The organism is Streptomyces anulatus (assembly GCF_014650675.1).
GTDB lineage: Bacteria > Actinomycetota > Actinomycetes > Streptomycetales > Streptomycetaceae > Streptomyces > Streptomyces anulatus.
Genome location: NZ_BMVK01000010.1, coordinates 1 through 15823, shown reverse-complemented (window position 1 = coordinate 15823; position 15823 = coordinate 1). Strand labels below are relative to the sequence as shown.

At 69.8% G+C, this 15823-nt stretch carries 12 protein-coding genes; 3 read left to right on the top strand and 9 right to left on the bottom strand.

Going from position 1 to position 15823, the window contains the following annotated elements:
* Window positions 1-12 precede the first annotated feature (12 nt).
* Window positions 13-270 (bottom strand): acyl carrier protein, encoded by a 258-nt coding sequence (locus IE272_RS23715; RefSeq protein ID WP_057667672.1) that lies wholly within the window; start codon window positions 268-270, stop codon window positions 13-15.
* 3 nt (window positions 271-273) lie between these two features.
* The gene (locus IE272_RS23710; protein WP_073959230.1) at window positions 274-1149 is read right to left on the bottom strand and encodes an ACP S-malonyltransferase; all 876 of its coding nucleotides are present in this window, start codon (window positions 1147-1149) and stop codon (window positions 274-276) included.
* A 517-nt stretch (window positions 1150-1666) separates the two neighbouring features.
* Between IE272_RS23710 and IE272_RS23705 the strand changes: the two genes are divergently transcribed.
* Entirely contained in the window at window positions 1667-4921 is a 3255-nt protein-coding gene (locus IE272_RS23705; protein ID WP_190007877.1) for an ATP-binding protein, read from the top strand.
* A gap of 739 nt (window positions 4922-5660) precedes the next feature.
* Here IE272_RS23705 and IE272_RS23700 read toward each other — a convergent pair.
* The 5 genes from IE272_RS23700 to IE272_RS23680 all read right to left on the bottom strand — a co-directional run bounded on the left by IE272_RS23700 (window position 5661) and on the right by IE272_RS23680 (window position 11011).
* On the bottom strand, window positions 5661-6053 hold the full coding sequence (locus IE272_RS23700; protein WP_159103724.1) for a hypothetical protein: 393 nt from the start codon (window positions 6051-6053) through the stop codon (window positions 5661-5663).
* A gap of 320 nt (window positions 6054-6373) precedes the next feature.
* A complete protein-coding gene (efeU, locus tag IE272_RS23695; protein WP_056704543.1) occupies window positions 6374-7279 on the bottom strand; it encodes an iron uptake transporter permease EfeU in 906 nt (301 codons plus the stop codon).
* Window positions 7280-7298: 19 nt separating this feature from the next.
* Window positions 7299-8573 carry an iron uptake transporter deferrochelatase/peroxidase subunit gene (efeB, locus tag IE272_RS23690; RefSeq protein WP_190007875.1) on the bottom strand — a complete coding sequence of 425 codons (1275 nt, stop codon included), beginning with the start codon at window positions 8571-8573 and terminating at the stop codon, window positions 7299-7301.
* 27 nt (window positions 8574-8600) lie between these two features.
* On the bottom strand, window positions 8601-9749 hold the full coding sequence (gene efeO, locus IE272_RS23685) for an iron uptake system protein EfeO (protein ID WP_050362899.1): 1149 nt from the start codon (window positions 9747-9749) through the stop codon (window positions 8601-8603).
* Window positions 9750-10609: 860 nt separating this feature from the next.
* Window positions 10610-11011 (bottom strand): hypothetical protein, encoded by a 402-nt coding sequence (locus tag IE272_RS23680; RefSeq protein WP_229897533.1) that lies wholly within the window; start codon window positions 11009-11011, stop codon window positions 10610-10612.
* Between the two features lie 299 nt (window positions 11012-11310).
* Between IE272_RS23680 and IE272_RS23675 the strand changes: the two genes are divergently transcribed.
* A complete protein-coding gene (locus IE272_RS23675) occupies window positions 11311-11889 on the top strand; it encodes a phosphoesterase (protein ID WP_190007873.1) in 579 nt (192 codons plus the stop codon).
* On the top strand, window positions 11886-13439 hold the full coding sequence (locus IE272_RS23670; protein WP_190007871.1) for an alkaline phosphatase D family protein: 1554 nt from the start codon (window positions 11886-11888) through the stop codon (window positions 13437-13439). Before IE272_RS23675 ends, IE272_RS23670 begins: the two co-directional genes overlap by 4 nt.
* 140 nt (window positions 13440-13579) lie before the next feature.
* On the opposite strand, the gene IE272_RS23665 is transcribed toward IE272_RS23670, so the two are convergent.
* Window positions 13580-14455, bottom strand: coding sequence for an oxygenase MpaB family protein (locus tag IE272_RS23665; RefSeq protein WP_190007869.1), 876 nt, complete (start codon window positions 14453-14455; stop codon window positions 13580-13582).
* Window positions 14456-14690: 235 nt separating this feature from the next.
* A complete protein-coding gene (locus IE272_RS23660; protein ID WP_190007867.1) occupies window positions 14691-15524 on the bottom strand; it encodes an MBL fold metallo-hydrolase in 834 nt (277 codons plus the stop codon).
* Window positions 15525-15823: the final 299 nt, after the last annotated feature.

Genomic DNA, 15823 nt, shown 5'->3' with positions numbered 1-15823 from the left:
GGTCTCCTTGCTTCAGCGGTCGCCGCGCTCGGCGATCTTCTTCGCCACGAAGGCGTCGATGGATTCCAGCGAGGTGAGAATGTCCTTGAGGAAGTCCTCGTCCTTCAGCTGGATCGAGAACTCCTCCTCGATGGAACCAAGGAGCTGGACATATCCGAAGGAATCGATCACTCCGGCCTTGAAGAGGTCACTCTGATCGGTCAGTTCTTCATCGAATTCAACGAGAAACTGTTCCTCGATCATGTTCCGCAGGCGCTGGGTTCGCCCCATGTCTCATACCCCGCTTTTCGTCAGAGTGCCCCGAGGACTGGTTTTCTCGATGCTTTTCACCATGCGGAGCAGCGATGTGCCGCCGATCTCCTCGTACTCCAGGGAGCCGTCACGGTCGAGGAGGTGTCGGACGCTTTCGACCCATCGAACGGGTTCGACGATCTGCCGGCACAGCATCTCCGGAATCATGCTCCCCTCGTAGGGGCGTGCACTCGCGTTGGATATCACCGTCACCGAGGGTTCCGCGAAGGTGAATTGGCGGAGAAATACCTCGAACTCGGTGCGCGCCGGCTCCATGGCGCGCGAGTGGAAGGCCGCCCCGACCCGCAATGGGGCGAAGCGGATGCCCCGTGCCCGCAGGGAGGCGTGGGCGGCCCGGAGAGCGCCGTCGGCGCCGGCGATCACGACCTGGGTGTCGGTGTTGTGGGCCGCCACCTCCATGCCCTCGACGCCATCGGCGCCCAGCACCTCCAGGAGCCTGTCGGCCGGGGTGTTCATGACCGCGGTCATGCCGCCGCCCGAAGCCGCGGCCATCAACTCGCCGCGCCTCTGGACGATCCGGAGACCGGTCTCGAAGTCGAAGACCCCTGCGGCGAGGAGCGCGTTGTACTCCCCCAGGCTGTGCCCGAGGTAGCAGTCGGCGGGCCGGCCCTCCCGGCGTTCCCGCTCGAAGGCGTGCAGCGCGTTGACGGTGAAGAGAGCCGGCTGCGTGCACTCCGTACGGGAGAGCACGTCGTCCTGGTTGTCGCGGCAGCGTGCCGGGAGGTCGTATCCGAGGAGATCGCAGGCGAATCGGGTGATGCCCGGGTAGTGGCCGAAAACATCTGCGCCCATGCCCCGGAACTGCGAGCCCTGACCAGGAAAAAGAATCGCGAACACCGTGTGACGCCTCCTGGATCCGCGCCGAGCGATTGGCTCGGGCCACTCGAAAAATTCCGGTTTCGATCATGTTGGCCCATCCCCCTTGCTGGACGCTGGCCGATTCGCTGACACCCCGGCGCAAGGGCTTGCCCACATCCCTGCCGTTCGCTTGCCGATGCACCGCGCCGGGCGTTCCCGAAGGGTGCGGCCAAAGGCCCGTGCGGGGGGATCCGGGATGCCTGGGGCTCTCCGCGTATCCCTAGGGAATTCACCATGCGCATGGCCGGTTTCGCCTCACCCGGCGAATCTGCGCCGTTGACATCCGCGCACGTTTCGCTCTATGGCACCCGCCGCCCATGGCCAACCGGAAAATCCCCGCGGATGAGATCACTGTTCTAAGGTGTATTCACCGATGAAGTCTTAGGCGTGAGAACGAATGGGGCAGGAGAATATGTTCGTGCATCAGGCCGAGGGAGCGTCGCCGCCCTCATCACCGCCCGCACCCTCCGGGCCGGCACTTCAGGTGCTGGGGCCCATGTCGGCCCGGTACGAGAGCCGCGACGTCCCCCTCGGACCACCGCGCCGCCGGGCGCTCCTGGCCCTCCTCCTCATCAGACTGGGCCGCGTCGTCCCCACAACGGTGCTCATCGAGGAGCTGTGGCGGGACGCCCGCCCCCAGCAGGCTGTCGCCACCCTGCAGAGCCATATCTCCCACCTGCGCAGGGCCCTGACCCCCGCGGCCGGCCCCGGCAGGTCCGCGATCCTGTGCCACCAGGCCCCGGGATACGTCCTCCGGCTCGCGTCGGACCAGGTGGACGCGTACCGCTTCGAGCAGCTCATCTCCACCGGCCGCCGACTGCTCGCGGGCCAGAACCCTCCGGCGGCCCGGGACCACCTCACCCGGGCTCTCACCCTGTGGCACGGCGCACCGTACGCGGAGTTCCACACCCACCCGTCGATCGCCGACGAGAGCGCCCGTCTCGAACAGATGCGGCTCACCGCCCTCGAATCCTCCGCTGAGGCAGGTCTCCTCCTGGGGCGGACCGCCGAGGTGGTCGCCGAACTGGAGCGCGAGGTCCGTCAGCACCCGGCCAGGGAACGCATGGTGGGCCACCTGATGACCGCACTGTTCCGGTCCGGCCGGCAGGCCGAGGCGCTGGAGCTGTACGCGTACACCCGGAGCTATCTGGTCGAGGAGTTCGGGGTGGACACGAGCGCCGATCTCCAGAAGCTCCACACCGCTCTCCTCCGGCAGGAACTGGGCGGGCGCACACGCGGCGCGACCGGCGGTCCTGCCCGTCCGGGAGCGACCGCGTTCCCGCGGCAGGTCCGGACAACGATGTCCAGCACGGTCGCGCGCACCTCCGCACCGGCGGGACCGGCAGGACCGGCGGTAGGTGCCCAGGAGGTGCCGGACGGTCGGGAACGCGGGACGCCCGCCGCATCCACCGTCCCTTTGCCCACACCCGACGAACCGGGGATCGCCCCTCCATTAATAGGCCGCGAACGGGAGGTGAATCTTCTTGTGGCCGCCATGGCCGAAACGGCTGCCGGTCACGGACATCTCGCGTGCGTACTCGGTTTTTCCGGACTCGGGAAAACGCATCTCGTGATGGAACTGGTCCACCGTCTTCGGGTACGGGACGAGAACATCGAAACGATCCGGAGCACCAGTTTCTCCGGCGAGGGAGTTCCGCCCTACTGGCTGTGGACGCAGGTGCTGCGCCGGCTCTCGACAGCACGGCCCGATGCCTTCCGGTCGGCCGCCGCACCGTTCGGCGCGCTGCTGGCGCCGCTGCTGCCCGGGTGGCAGCCGGGCCCGGGTGGCGACGCCGGGCCCGGCGACCCGCAGAACCCCTTCCGGACCCACGACGCGCTCTGCGAGATCCTGCTCGACCTGGCGGCGCGGCGACCTCTGGTGCTGCTGCTGGAGGACGTGCACCGGGCGGACACGGCGTCACTGGACGTGCTCCGTCTGCTGGCCAACCGCCGCCAGGGGCATCCGCTCGGCATCGTGCTGACCGGCTGGGACCTGGAGACCTGGCCCGACAGCTCCCGGTATTCGACGATGACCGGGATACTCAGGGGCCCCAACACGCAGATCCTGCGGCTCGGGGCCCTGACTCTCCCCGACCTCACCGCCCTGGCCGAAGCGCACTCCGGGCCTGGCGTCGACCGTCGTGTCGTGGAAGCGCTCCACAGGCAGTCCGTGGGCAGCCCCTCCTTCGTGCTCCAGATGCTCTCCCTCCTCCGCGAGGCCGGCGACCTCCGGGACCCCGGCACCGCGGACGAGTTGATCGGCCTCGTCGTCCCGTGCGCGCGCAAGGTCCTCCGCCAGGAGTTCGCCGAACTGCCGGGACCGGTCCTGCGACTACTGCGGCTCTGTGCCATCGCCGCACCCGATATCGAACTGGACTCCCTGTGCCGGGCCGCGGGCGGCGACGGCGCCGTGGCGATCGTGGAGTCGGCGGTCCGGCACGGGCTGCTCGTCTCCGGCCCGCGGCCCGCCGGCCGCCCCCGGCTCACCCCACCACGCGCCCGGGAGGTGCTCGTGGGCGACCTCACCGGCGAGGAGAGCCAGCGGCTGCACGCCGCGTACGCGCACGCCCTGTCCCCGCGCTTCGCCGGGGAGGGCACCCCGGAGCGGAGCGACCGCATCGCCCACCACGTCTGGCGCGCCGGAGGCGCCATGCCGCCGGAGCGGGCGCTTCCCTGGCTCCTGAGCGCGGCCGAGAACGCCGGGTCGCGCCTGGCCTCGAACGACCGCCAGATGTGGCTGCGCCGTGCCATCTCGGTCACCGGCTCGCTGCCCGACGGTTCGGCCGCCCGGGGGCTGATGTCCCGACTCCACGGTGAACTGGCCCATCTGCTGTGCCACGTACGCGGATTCGGCGACACCGAGGCAGAGACGGAGATCATCCGGGGGTACACACCCGGCACGCCGCCGCACCGGTCCGACGACCCGGCGGTCCTGTCGATGCTGAGTGTGTCGCTCCTCGTCCGCGGACGCTACGACGAGTCGGGGCGGCTCACCGACCGGCTGAAGACCATCGCCGCACGCACCGGGGATCCCGCGGCCCGGCTGGGCGCGGTGTACGGCGAGGGGATGACCATGTTCATCCGCGACCGGCTGCCCGACGCGCTGCGGTCGTTCGAGCACGGCGTGGAACTGTCCGAACGGCTGGCGCGCGAGGGTCGGCTGCCGGACGGAATGTACCGCTCCGATCCACGCGTCTACTTCCGCGCCCACGACGTCTTCGCCCGCTGGCTGATGAGCGAACGCGCGGCCGCCGCCGAGCAGGGCCGGCGCCTCCTGAGGCTGACGCAGTGGGGCGACAAGCCCTGGGACCGGGTCCACGCCCTCTACGTCAACGCGATAGTGGCCGCTTGGGAGGGCGATCCGGACGCGGCCGGAAACTTCGGTGCGCAGGGCGTCGAACTCTCCGTCAAGCACGGCCTGTCCTCCTGGTCGGCGATGCTGAACGTCCCGCTCGGCTGGGCCCTCACGCACGCGGGGCAGCGGGAGGGCATCCCGAAGATGATGAACGCGCTGACCGAGATGCGGCTGTCCCGGACGCGAATCCACCTCCCCCTCCATCTGGGCCTGCTGGCCCAGGCCCAGCATCTCGCCGAGCAGCGGGAGGGCGCCGTGGACACGCTGCGCACCCTGCTCGCGGTCGTCGAGCACCACCGCGAGTACGTGTATCTCAACTCCGCCCTGCCCTCCACACTTCTACTCGACGAACTTCTCGGCAAGGAGACGCGTGAAGCCGTAGGTGCGGTCGAGTAGACGGTCGGCGTGGAGCCAGGAGGTTCCTCGTGGTGGTCATGGGGCGGACGGTGGAATGCGACCGCTGCGGTCCCGGCACACGGGCAGGTCGGGAGGCGTCCACGTGTTCGCACGCTGGCCCTGCGGCCCTGCGGCCCTGCGGCCGTGCGGCGCACACGGTGCCCGTCGGGCGAGGGCGCGGATCGCCTCGACGGTCCGGTCCGCGTCGAGGGCCCCGTTCGCGCAGTCGTGCAGCAGGGCCGTCACCCGTTCGTCCCGGTACGCGCGCGGAGGCGCGGGCGGGGCCTCCGGCGCTGCGGTTCGGGCGACGTCGCCGCGGGTCAGGAGGAAGTCCGCCCACCCGCTCCGCGCCTGCGGCTTCGAGTGCACTCCATCCCGCGGGCATCTTCATCTGGTCCGCAAGCTGACTCGGAGCCGCTCCGGGCGCAGAATGATCGCGTGCTTCCTCCTCGACTGCTGTGGTGCGATCCTCGGCCCATCCCCCAGTTCGACCCCCAAGAACCGGTGACGCTGATCGTCCGGGACCCCGGTTTCCACGAACCGGCTGACGAGGACGACTGCACGACGTTCTCGTACTTCTGTCAGACGCATGACCGCTTCTACGGGCGCGAGACGTGCGGGGAAGGGCCGCATCTCGTAGCTCTGCACTGTGAGGAGCATGGGCCCGAAAGCATGTGGCCGCAGCCGCTCTCGCTCATGTTCCCCAAAGGCTTTGAGCCTTCGCTCAGCAAGGCGCAACTCAGCTGGCTGCAAGCAGAGTGGGAGGACGCCTAGGCATGATCCGAAAGAGACGGCCCGGCGTGTCCTGGAAGTAGGGGATCGGAGCGATGCCTTTCGACGGGACGAGGCCGGTCAGCAGCAGCGCCGCAACCACCGGGACAACGCTCGCGGCGATAGGGGCGGCGGTCAGCCACCATGTGTGGTTGCCGGTGATCCGCCGTCCCGCGGTGCGGACCACCACCGCGAACATCATCGGGAGGAAGGCCAGCAGTGCCGCGAGATTGTTCACCGCCCAATTGATGACGAGGAAGACGAGGGCCGGCCGGGCGGCCGCCCTCGGCCCAGCGATGACGATCTCCCGGTCCCCGGCCTGTGCGGGAATCCGGGCTCGGATGGAACCGGGCTGCGACACCGGCCGCCACCAACCGGAGGACACCGAGCAGCACACCCAGGGTGAGGTCGACCGGTACGAGAGATGCCTCGGCGGTTCCTGAGCCGGGGAGTCGGGTGACAGCTGGTTTCGGCTTCAGGCCGAGGTGAGCGAAGGGGAGATCCGCCGAAGTTGCTTTGGTGGTTGATGGTGTTGACCATCTCCGGCAGCGCCTCCGGCCACTCCCTGTGGCTCCTGTCCGAGGAACCTCCGGGCGTGCAAGCGCGGGAGACGGCAAGAGAAGCGGCGGGGAGGAGAGCCGGCCTGGCTCTCCTCCCCGCCCGAGCAGCAATTCGAAGGCGTCAGTTCTTCCCGTCGGCCATCGGCCCGTCGCCCGACGTCACACGGGACGGCATCGAGCGCTCCCCCACCGAAGTCGGCCCGGTCGAGGGCGCCTTCCCCGCCGAGGGCCGCTGCGGCGCGAGGAAGAAGGACATGGTCACCACCAGATACAGAGACCACACCACGACCTGGAGAACGGTCGGGTCCGGCTGGAAGTTGAAAACGCCCTTGAGCAGCGTGCCGTACCAGCTGTCGGGCGGAATCGTGGCGCTGACGTCGAACGCCTTGTCGGCCAGCCCGCCCAGGAAACGTGCCTCCTGCAGGTCGTGGACGCCGTAGGCGAGTACACCCGCGGCGACGATCACGAGCATGCCGCCGGTCCAGGTGAAGAACTTCGCCAGATTGATCTTGAGCGCACCCCGGTAGAACAGGTAGCCCAGCACGATCGCCGTCGCGATGCCCAGCAGCACACCGATGAGCGGTGCCGAAGTACCTTCACCGCTGGCGCGGACCGAGGCCCAGACGAACAGGGCGGTTTCCAGACCCTCGCGCCCCACGGCGAGCAGGGCCGTCGCGACCAGGGCCCCCGCTCCCATCTGCAGCGCGGCGTCCAGCTTCCCATGAAGGTCCGCCTTGAGGTGACGGGCGGTGCGCCGCATCCAGAAGACCATCCAGGTGACCAGGCCCACCGCGATGATCGACAGGGATCCGCCGAGCAACTCCTGTGCCTCGAAAGTCAGTTCCTGGGAGCCGAACTCCAGTACCGCGCCGAAGGCCAGCGAGATCGCGCACGCGACGCCGATGCCGGCCCATACCGGCTTCAGCGCGTCCCGACGCTCGGTCTTGACCAGGTAGGCGACGAGGATGCAGACGACGAGGCTCGCCTCCAGCCCCTCGCGCAAGCCGATCAGATAGTTGCCGAACATGTCGGTCCCTCCGCTGTGTTCATGTGGAGAACAGCCCGCGGCCCCACCAGTCGTCCTCGTCCAGGACGCCCGGGGGTATCGCGAAGACGGCCGAACCCACGTGCTGGATGTACTCGTTGAGCGCGTCGTTGCGCGCCAGGTTCCGCTGTACGGGGATGAACGCGTCCCGCACGTCGCGCTGGTAGGCCAGGAAGAACAGGCCGGCGTCCAGGCGTCCGAGGCCGTCGGTCCCGTCGGTGAAGGAGTAGCCGCGGCGCAGCATCCTCGCCCCTCCGTTGGAGTCCGGGTGCGAGAGGCGCACATGCGCGGTGGGCAGCATGGCCTTGAGGAACGGGGCGTCGTGTTCACGCGCCTTGCCCGCGGGTGCGCCTTCGCCCTTGTCCCTGCCGATGACGTCCTCCTGTTCCTGCAAGGAGGTGCGGTCCCAGGTCTCGATGTGCATCCGGATCCGGCGCGCCACGAGATAGGACCCTTTCGCCATCCAGTCGGGGCCGTCGGCCGGGGGCACCCAGACATGGCGCTCCAGCATCGCCCGATCGGTGCCCGAGATGTTGCTGGTTCCGTCCTTGAATCCGAAGAGGTTGCGCGGCGTCTGGGCGTCGGGTGTGGTCGAGGAGGTCTTGCCGAAGCCGAGCTGCGACCAGCGGACCGCGACCCTGCCGAAGCCGATGCGGGCGAGGTTGCGGATGGCGTGCACCGCGACCTGGGGGTCGTTGGCGCATGCCTGGACGCACAGGTCTCCTGCGCTGCGTGCGGCGTCGAGGTTGTCGCCGGGGAACTTGGGCAGCTCGACCAGTGCTCCGGGCCTGCGGCGCTCCAGGCCGAAGCGGCCCGCGGCGAACAGGGAGGGGCCGAAGCCCACGGTCAGGGTGAGACGGGACGGCTTGAGGCCCAGGGCTTCGCCCGTGTCGTCCGGGGGCGCTTCCGGCAGGCCCCCGAAAGCTCCGTCGCCGACCGCGTGCCCTTGGGTCATCCGGGCGGCAGCGGCCGTCCAGTCCTTGAGGAGCTGGACGAGCGCGGCCCGGTCCCGGGTCGTGACGTCGAAGGCCGCGAAGTGGAGCCGGTCGGGAACTGCGGTCGCGATTCCCGCCTGGTGCTGGCCGTGGAACGGCACCGCGGCACCGGCCTCTTCGGCCGGCTCCGGGCCTCCGGCGAGCGTCATCGCGGTTCCGCCCGCGGCTCCCGCGCCCAGCACGAGCCCGGCACCGCCCCAGCCGATCAGCGACCGCCGTGAGGGGCGCCCCGTCCCGGTCGGACGACCGACGTCGGCGGCACCGTGCGACGTGTCCGTCATTCCCGTTGCTCCGCTCTCGCCGGCCGGTTACTTCGCCACAGCGGCGGCGAGCTTCGACAGCGGCTCGGCGAGCGCGTTGACGCCGTCGGACAGCTCCTTGCGCTCCGCCTTGCCGACCTTGTCGTACGAGGTGAAGACGTAACTGCTCTTGTCCGCGCGATACTTGTCCAGAAGCGTGTTCAGCTCGGCGAACCGGGTGTCCAGTTCCCCGGTGAGCGCCGCGTCGTTCTTCGAGGCGACCGGCTTCAGCAGCTCGTAGGACTTCTGCGCGCCCTCCACGTTCGCCTTGAAGTCGACCAGGTCGGTGTGGCTGTAGCGCTCCTCCTCGCCGGTGACCTTGCCCGTGGCGACCTCGTCGAGAAGTTCCTTGGCGCCGTTGGCCATCGACGTCGGGGTGATCTCCGCCGTGCCGACCTTCTTCTGCCAGACGGTCAGGTCCTTGATGAGCAGGTCGGCGAGTTCCTTGTCGCGCGCGGTGATCTTCTTGTCCTGCCACAGGGACCGCTCCAGGCGGTGCCAGCCGGTCCAGTCCTTCTCCAGGTCCTGGCCCTCCTCCAGCCCGTCCTCGCGGAGGTCGACCTTCGGGTCGATGTCACCGAACGATTCCGCGACGGGCTCGGTGCGTTCCCAGCCGATGCGCGATTCCGCGTAGGCCTTCTTCGCGGCCTCGACGTCTCCGGCCTTGACCGCGTCGGCGAACACCTTGGCCTTGGGGAGGGTCTCCTCCGCCTGATCGAGCGTGTACTGGCGGTACGCCGCGACCGCGGCGTCCAGCTCGGGGTCGCGCTTGACGGCCTTGCCACCGGTCGCCTCGACCTTCTGCCGGATTCCGTCACCCTTCATGCCGGGCTTGCAGGCGATCTCGTACGAACCGGCCTTGATCTCTGCCGTAATGTTCGCCTTCGTACCGGGACCGATGTTCTCGCGCTCGGTGACTATGCGGTCGTCCGGGTAGAGCACATAGACCTCGGTGACCTTCGAACCCTTGTTCTCGACTGCGAGCTGGAGATGGCCGGAGGGGAACGTCCTCTTCGAGACCTCGCAGGAGGTGTCGGTGGCGGTGACCTTCACCGCGCCGTCGCCGCCGGCGTCGGCTTTCTCGGCGCACCCCGTCACAGCGGTCAGGGCAGTCACGGCCGCCACGGTGGCGACGGCGGAGAAGCGGACGGGGCGCATACGGACTCCGGAAAATGGTGAGTAGGGGCTCTGACCTCGGACGAGGCGAGCTCAATTTAGCCGACCCTTACCTGACGGAGAGCCCGGCCGCCGGAGGCCGTCGGTCGTTCGGATGGCACGCCGTGCGGTCGCCCCGGCCCCGCTCACTCTCGTCCCGAGACGGAGTGCGTCGCCTTCCTGGTGGGCTCCGGACACGTCTTCACTTCCGCCGTCCGCCCCGCCCGCGCCCGACGCGATGTGCCCGAAAATGCGCTCGGACCTGGCCGATGACCGAAGCGCATGGGTCACCCCCGGGGGGCAGCGCCACACCTGTGGTCGCACTGCCGGTGGGCCGGTTCCCCATCGCCGCATCCACGGCCTTCCAGCCCCGTCAACAGGCCATCGATCCCGTTTGCGTATCGGAAGCCGAGCAAGAGTTGACCATGAGGTTAGGTAAACCTAAGACGCCCGTGACTTACGCTTGAGGAAGGTTTTGCCATACGCCGTTCAGCTTTCCAGTACATCTGCGCCCCGGCGGGGGCGAGGAGGGAGGCGAACCCGTGGGCGACGGGCCTGCTCCGCCAGGACACCGGCTTCATCGTGTCCTGAGGGCGCACCCGGGAGACGGCGACGGCAGTGAACAGCGCCGCGGTCAGCAGGAGGCCGCCTGTGACCGTGAAGGCACGCCCGTACCCCTCCGCCAGTGCGGCGGCCGTTCGGGGCGCCGGAAGACTCAGCCGTGCCAGTGACGGCTACCGCGATGGTCGAGAGGGCGGCAGGACCGACGCTGCCACCGCACTGGCGCCCGGCATTGAGGAGGCCGCCGGCCAGGCGCGCCTCGTGCGGAGCCGCACCAGCGGTGCCCATCGGACTTCCGTGAATCACAGCAGGTAGGGCCACACGCTGACACTGTTGCGCTCCACACGAACCTCGACCCACGTCCCATCGACAGCAGGCGATGGCGGCGGGTCGGCGAGGTCGAACAGGATGCGGGTTCCAGCTACTTCCAGAACCGCCCCGCCATCGCCCGTCAGGCCCAGCCGCCCCCGAAAGGCAATCCGATCGCCTTCCACCTCGGCCACCCCGGGGGAGAACAAAATGGCCGGTCGAGTGTTGCCGCCCCAGGCCACGTCCTCGTCAACAGTCCACTCCACATGATGCTCGCGCCCCACTCCCGTCGGATCGCCGCACCAGAACGCCGTAGTGGCACCCACCTCCGAGCGCACCCGAACCGTCGCGCGCCCGTCTGCGACCTGCCCCACCGCCTCCACCTGGACCAACATCCCGCAATCATCCACGCAGCACTGCGTTCCCGAACACTCCCGCCAGGACAGAACGCTCTTTACCGTGTTGTTCAACTTTCGTCCGTCGAATCTGCTGGAGCCACCCCCGCTTCGCTTTCACGGACCCACCGGACTCGGGTGCACGAGCCCGCCGGGCCTGGGTTCACGAGCCCGCCCGAATTGGACTTTCGTGCCGGGCACTTGGACGCTCTGCACGATATTCGGCCAGCAGGTACCTGCGGTTCATACGGGACTGCTGAGATTCCCAGCGCTGAACATTCCCCAACCAGGAGGCGCTTGTGAATCTGGTCGTCAACGGAGACGCCGAGGCCGGGCCGGGCGGAACCGCCGAGCCGGTGGAGTCGGTCACGGGCTGGAAGGTCACCCAGGGCGCCCCCGCTCTGGTCGGCTACGACGTGGGCGGCGGCTATCCGACCCCGTCCGACCCCGGGCCCGCCCGGCGCGGCAGCCGGTTCTTCTCCGGGGGCACCAGCGAGCGGACGGCGCTGATGCAGGACGTTCAGCTGCCCCGTAAGGGGCCCACCGGGCAGGCCGCTGTCGACGCGGGGCGGGTCAGATACACCGTCGGTGCCTGGCTCGGCGGATACGCCGCCCAGGAGGACGGCGCACGGCTCTCCGTGGAGTTCCGGGACCGCAGGGGGACGCCGGTCGCGCTGACCGTGCTCGGACCCGTGACAGCGGGCGAGCGGGGCGGACGTACTGGACTGGTCGAGCGCGACGGGGAGGCAGCCGTGCCGCCCGGAGCCCGGTCGGCACGGCTGCTGCTGGTCTTCACCCGGACCGGGAGCGGCACCTCCAACGATGGTTACGCGGACGCCATCTCCCTCACTCTGAGCACCGCTGGAGACTGGTCATGAAACTCAACCGCCGAGACCTCCTCAAGGCCGCGAGCGCGGTCGGCGCGCTCAACGTCGTCTGGCCGCTGAGCGCCGGGCTCTCGCCCGCGCAGGCCCGGGAGGCCGCCGAGGCCCTCGGCGCACAGTTCGACCCGGCGCCCTTCACCCTCGGAGTCGCCTCCGGTGATCCCCTGACCACGAGCGTCGTGCTGTGGACCAGGATCGCGCCCGACCCTCTCGCCCCCGAGCAGCCACTGCCCGAGGTCGTCGAGGTGGAGTGGGTCGTCGCCACGGACCGGGGGCTGCGGCGGGTCGTGGCGCGCGGCAAGGCACCGGCCTCCGCGACACTCGGCCACAGCGTCCATGTGCCCGTCGGCGGGCTCCGGGCGGGCACGCACTACTACTACGCGTTCCGGGCCCTGGGGAAGACCAGCCGGGTAGGGCGGACCAGGACGGCTCCCTCGGGAAGGATCAGCAGGGTCAGGTTCGCCGCAGCCAACTGTCAGGCTTTCCACGACGGTTACTACGGCGCGCACCGCGCCATCGCCCGGGAGGACGTCGACTTCGTCGTCCACCTCGGCGACTACATCTACGAGCACGGCCCGGTCGGCGGCGACCACGTCCGTGACCACGACTCCCCCGAGATCCTCACTCTCACCGACTACCGCCGCAGGCACGCGCTCTACAAGGGCGACGCCTCGCTGCGCGAGGCCCACGCGGCCCACCCGTGGTTTCTGACCTGGGACGACCACGAGGTGGTCAACGACTACTCGGGCACCGGCGGCGGCGCGCCCATGATGCAGCGCCGGGCTGCCGCCTACCAGGCCTGGTACGAGCACATGCCGCACCGGGACGGGGGCGAGTCCGCGCTGCCCGACCCGGTGATCCACCGCAACCGCCGCTGGGGCGACCTGCTCGAACTCAGCGTCCTGGACCTGCGCTCGTACCGGTCGGCGCAGAACCTGCCCGGAGGGACGATCCTCGGCGCCGACCAGAAGGCATGGCTCAAGCAGAACGTCGACCGGGCGCCGGACGCCTGGCACGTCTGGGCCAACTCGATCATGCTCAGCCAGCTGCGGGGCCGGCCCGGTGGCGGGTACATGTTCACCGACCAGTGGGACGGCTTCCTCGCCGAGCGCAAGGAGGTGCTCGACCATGTGCACAAGAGCGGCCTCGAGGACCTGGTGGTGATCACCGGTGACTGGCACTCCGCGTTCGTCGACGACATCAGGACGGACTTCGACGACACCGCATCGCCGGTGGTCGGTACGGAGTTCACCGCCCACTCGGTCACATCGGGGGCGTACTCCGCAGAGTGGAACGCCGCCAATGGCCCGCTGATGGGCAAGGCCAACCCGCACCTCAAGTACTTCGAGGGCAACCGCTACGGCTACGACGTGTACGAGGTCACACCGGAGCGGTTCACCACCCACATGCGGGTCATCGAGGACCGCAGGGACCCGCACTCGCCCGTCTCGACCCTGACCACCTTCCACGTGGACCGGGGGGCGGTCGGCTCGTACGAGGACCCGGCGACGAAGAAGTCACCCGCGCAGTACCGGAGGGACTGACCGCCGGGCTCCTGGCGCAGGTAGGGGCGCGGCGCGTGTCACGCCGTTGTGCGGTTCCGCCGCGTCCCGTACGCGCCCTGCTTCGGCCTCACGGCCGCCCGACGAGCATGGCGGCGTCGCCCGGCCCGAAGACACCGCATTCAGGTCTTCGCAGGTGCGGGCGGCGGGCTCATGGCCCACCGGATGGTGCTGGTCAGGGCCTTCCCGGCGGGGCGTACGCAGAGTTCCTCGATTCTCGGCGCCCGGGGCAGCCTCAGTGGCTCGCGGGCCCACGGCGGGAGCGCGGACACGGCGTTGGCGGCGAGCACGGCGTACGGGGGACGGGCCGGCCAGGGCAGTGGCGGGTGCAGCAGGATGAAGCGGGCAGCGTCCAGGGCATCCTGGGTTGCTCGCAGTTCCGGGCGGTAAGCGGCGATGCGTTCGGCCAGCTCCGCGCGGTCGTGCGGCGGGTCGGGAACGCCGAGGGCGTCGGCCACCCTGGCCATGTCGTCGATGTACCCGTCGCACCCGGCCCCGTCCAGCGGCCGCGCCCCGTACCGCTGGTGGGCGCGGAGGAAGCTGTCCACCTCGGCGATGTGCACCCAGCACAACAGGTGCGGGTCGGCCGCGTGGTAATGCTCGCCGGAGGGCGCGAATCCGCTCACCCCCTCGTGCACGGAGCGTACGTGGTCGACCGCTTCCTGGGCGTGCTCGGCAGTGGCGAAAGTGGTCACCGCCAGGAACGTGCTGGTCCGCTGGAGCCGCCCCCACGGATCGCCCCGGAAGCCCGAGTGGCCCGCGACGGCGGCCATCGCCAGCGGATGCAGCGACTGGAGGAGCAGGGCGCGCAAGCCGCCGATGAACATGGACGCGTCCCCGTGCACCCGGCGCACCGGCCGGTCCGGGCCGAACCAGCGGGGGCCTGGGGTTCCGTGAATACGGGCCCGGTTCTCCGGTCCGTCGGGCCCCGCCACCCGGGAGAACAGAATCCGGCCGAGCCGTTCCCGTACTCCGTGGCCTGGCGTCACCCTATCCATGCAATCCAGTATGCCGGGGCGGGTCCGCGCGGGCCGGGCTGCTCGACACCTGGGCTTCCACTCCGGAGCAGCTGGGATGTGTGGCGGCTGCTTCCTGAGCGGCGCAGGTCGTGAACCTCGACGGCGTGCCTCCGGGCGCATGCCCGTCGACGACGGAGCTGTACGCGGCGATCCGGCGTGACCATGGCGGCGGCTCTGCTCGATGGGGCACGGACGGCCGAGCGGCTGCGCGCGCTTACGGGCCCGGCCGGCCCCGCCGGGTGGGTAGGCGTGGCACGAACGGCTCGGTCAGGTGCGGGGTCGCGAGGTGGAGGGTGCCGGCGGTTCGGCTGCGGAGCACCTGTTCCCTCGATGCTCTTGCCTGCTCGGGGTCCATCTCGTGGGCGTAGGCGAGTTCGGGGTGAAGCAGTTGGATCGCGTGCACGAGCAGGTCACCGGTGACGACGACCAGGTCGGGCCCGGACGTGACCAGCACGCTCTGGTGTCCGGGGGTGTGACCGGGTGTGGCGCATACACGCTCGCCCGCGCGCAGCGGGGTGTCGCCGTCGAGCAGCCGCAGCTGATCGGTCTCCCTGAGCGGCTCGATCACCCTGGATCGCAGCTGCGGGTTGATCCTCTCGATCGCTTCGACTTCCGCCTGCTGCAATAGGTATGCGGCGTTGGGGAAGAACGGCCGCATCTGCTCTCCGCCCACGACGGCCCAGCCCACGTGGTCGGTGTGCAGATGCGTGAGCACCACGGTGTCCACGTCGGACGGGTCGATGCCCGCGGCGGCCAGTGATGCCGGGAGTGCCCCGGGCACGGGCGCCCACGAGGCCGCCGGGCTGTCGGCCGGGCCGATCCCCGCGTCGACCAGCGTCACACCCCGGTCGCTGCGGATCGCGAACGCGCGGAACTGGAGCCGCCAGCGACCTTCGGCATCGAGCGCGCCGGGATCGAGCCGGTCGGCCGCCGCCCACTGCTCGGTGGTGGCGCCGGGGAACGCCTCCGACCTGGGAGAGAAGAAGGGGCCCTCACCATCGGCGAGCGCGATGACGGTGTACGGGCCGACCTGAACGGAAGGGGGCATCCCAGAGATGGTGCCACCAGCGGGTAGCCCACGACCAGACGGGTCGTCCCACCGAGTACCGGCCCGGGACTTGAAGGCGATCGTGTCGGGCACCTCCCTGTGCCCCCTGCCCTTCCAGCGGCCTCCCCGCTTCTGCGTCCGGTACGGAAGCAGCAGCTCGATCCACGCCCACCGCGCATCGATCGACGGCACCTCCGGACCAACGACCAGCTGATCCGGAGGAAATCGCCTAGCCGACCCGGTCCCAGGCGTCTGCGTTGATGAAGCGGCTGAAGCCGCGCCAGGAGTTGGGGCCCATC

What these genes read in the sequence shown, in the direction of transcription:
- IE272_RS23680 (WP_229897533.1), bottom strand. Translation starts at nt 11,011, where the DNA reads ATGTTGGTCCAGGTGGAGGCGGTGGGGCAGGTCGCAGACGGGCGCGCG.
- IE272_RS23670 (WP_190007871.1), top strand. Translation starts at nt 11,886, where the DNA reads ATGAAACTCAACCGCCGAGACCTCCTCAAGGCCGCGAGCGCGGTCGGC.
- IE272_RS23665 (WP_190007869.1), bottom strand. Translation starts at nt 14,455, where the DNA reads ATGGATAGGGTGACGCCAGGCCACGGAGTACGGGAACGGCTCGGCCGG.
- IE272_RS23660 (WP_190007867.1), bottom strand. Translation starts at nt 15,524, where the DNA reads ATGCCCCCTTCCGTTCAGGTCGGCCCGTACACCGTCATCGCGCTCGCC.
- efeU (WP_056704543.1), bottom strand. Translation starts at nt 7,279, where the DNA reads ATGTTCGGCAACTATCTGATCGGCTTGCGCGAGGGGCTGGAGGCGAGC.
- IE272_RS23705 (WP_190007877.1), top strand. Translation starts at nt 1,667, where the DNA reads ATGTCGGCCCGGTACGAGAGCCGCGACGTCCCCCTCGGACCACCGCGC.
- efeB (WP_190007875.1), bottom strand. Translation starts at nt 8,573, where the DNA reads ATGACGGACACGTCGCACGGTGCCGCCGACGTCGGTCGTCCGACCGGG.
- efeO (WP_050362899.1), bottom strand. Translation starts at nt 9,749, where the DNA reads ATGCGCCCCGTCCGCTTCTCCGCCGTCGCCACCGTGGCGGCCGTGACT.
- IE272_RS23715 (WP_057667672.1), bottom strand. Translation starts at nt 270, where the DNA reads ATGGGGCGAACCCAGCGCCTGCGGAACATGATCGAGGAACAGTTTCTC.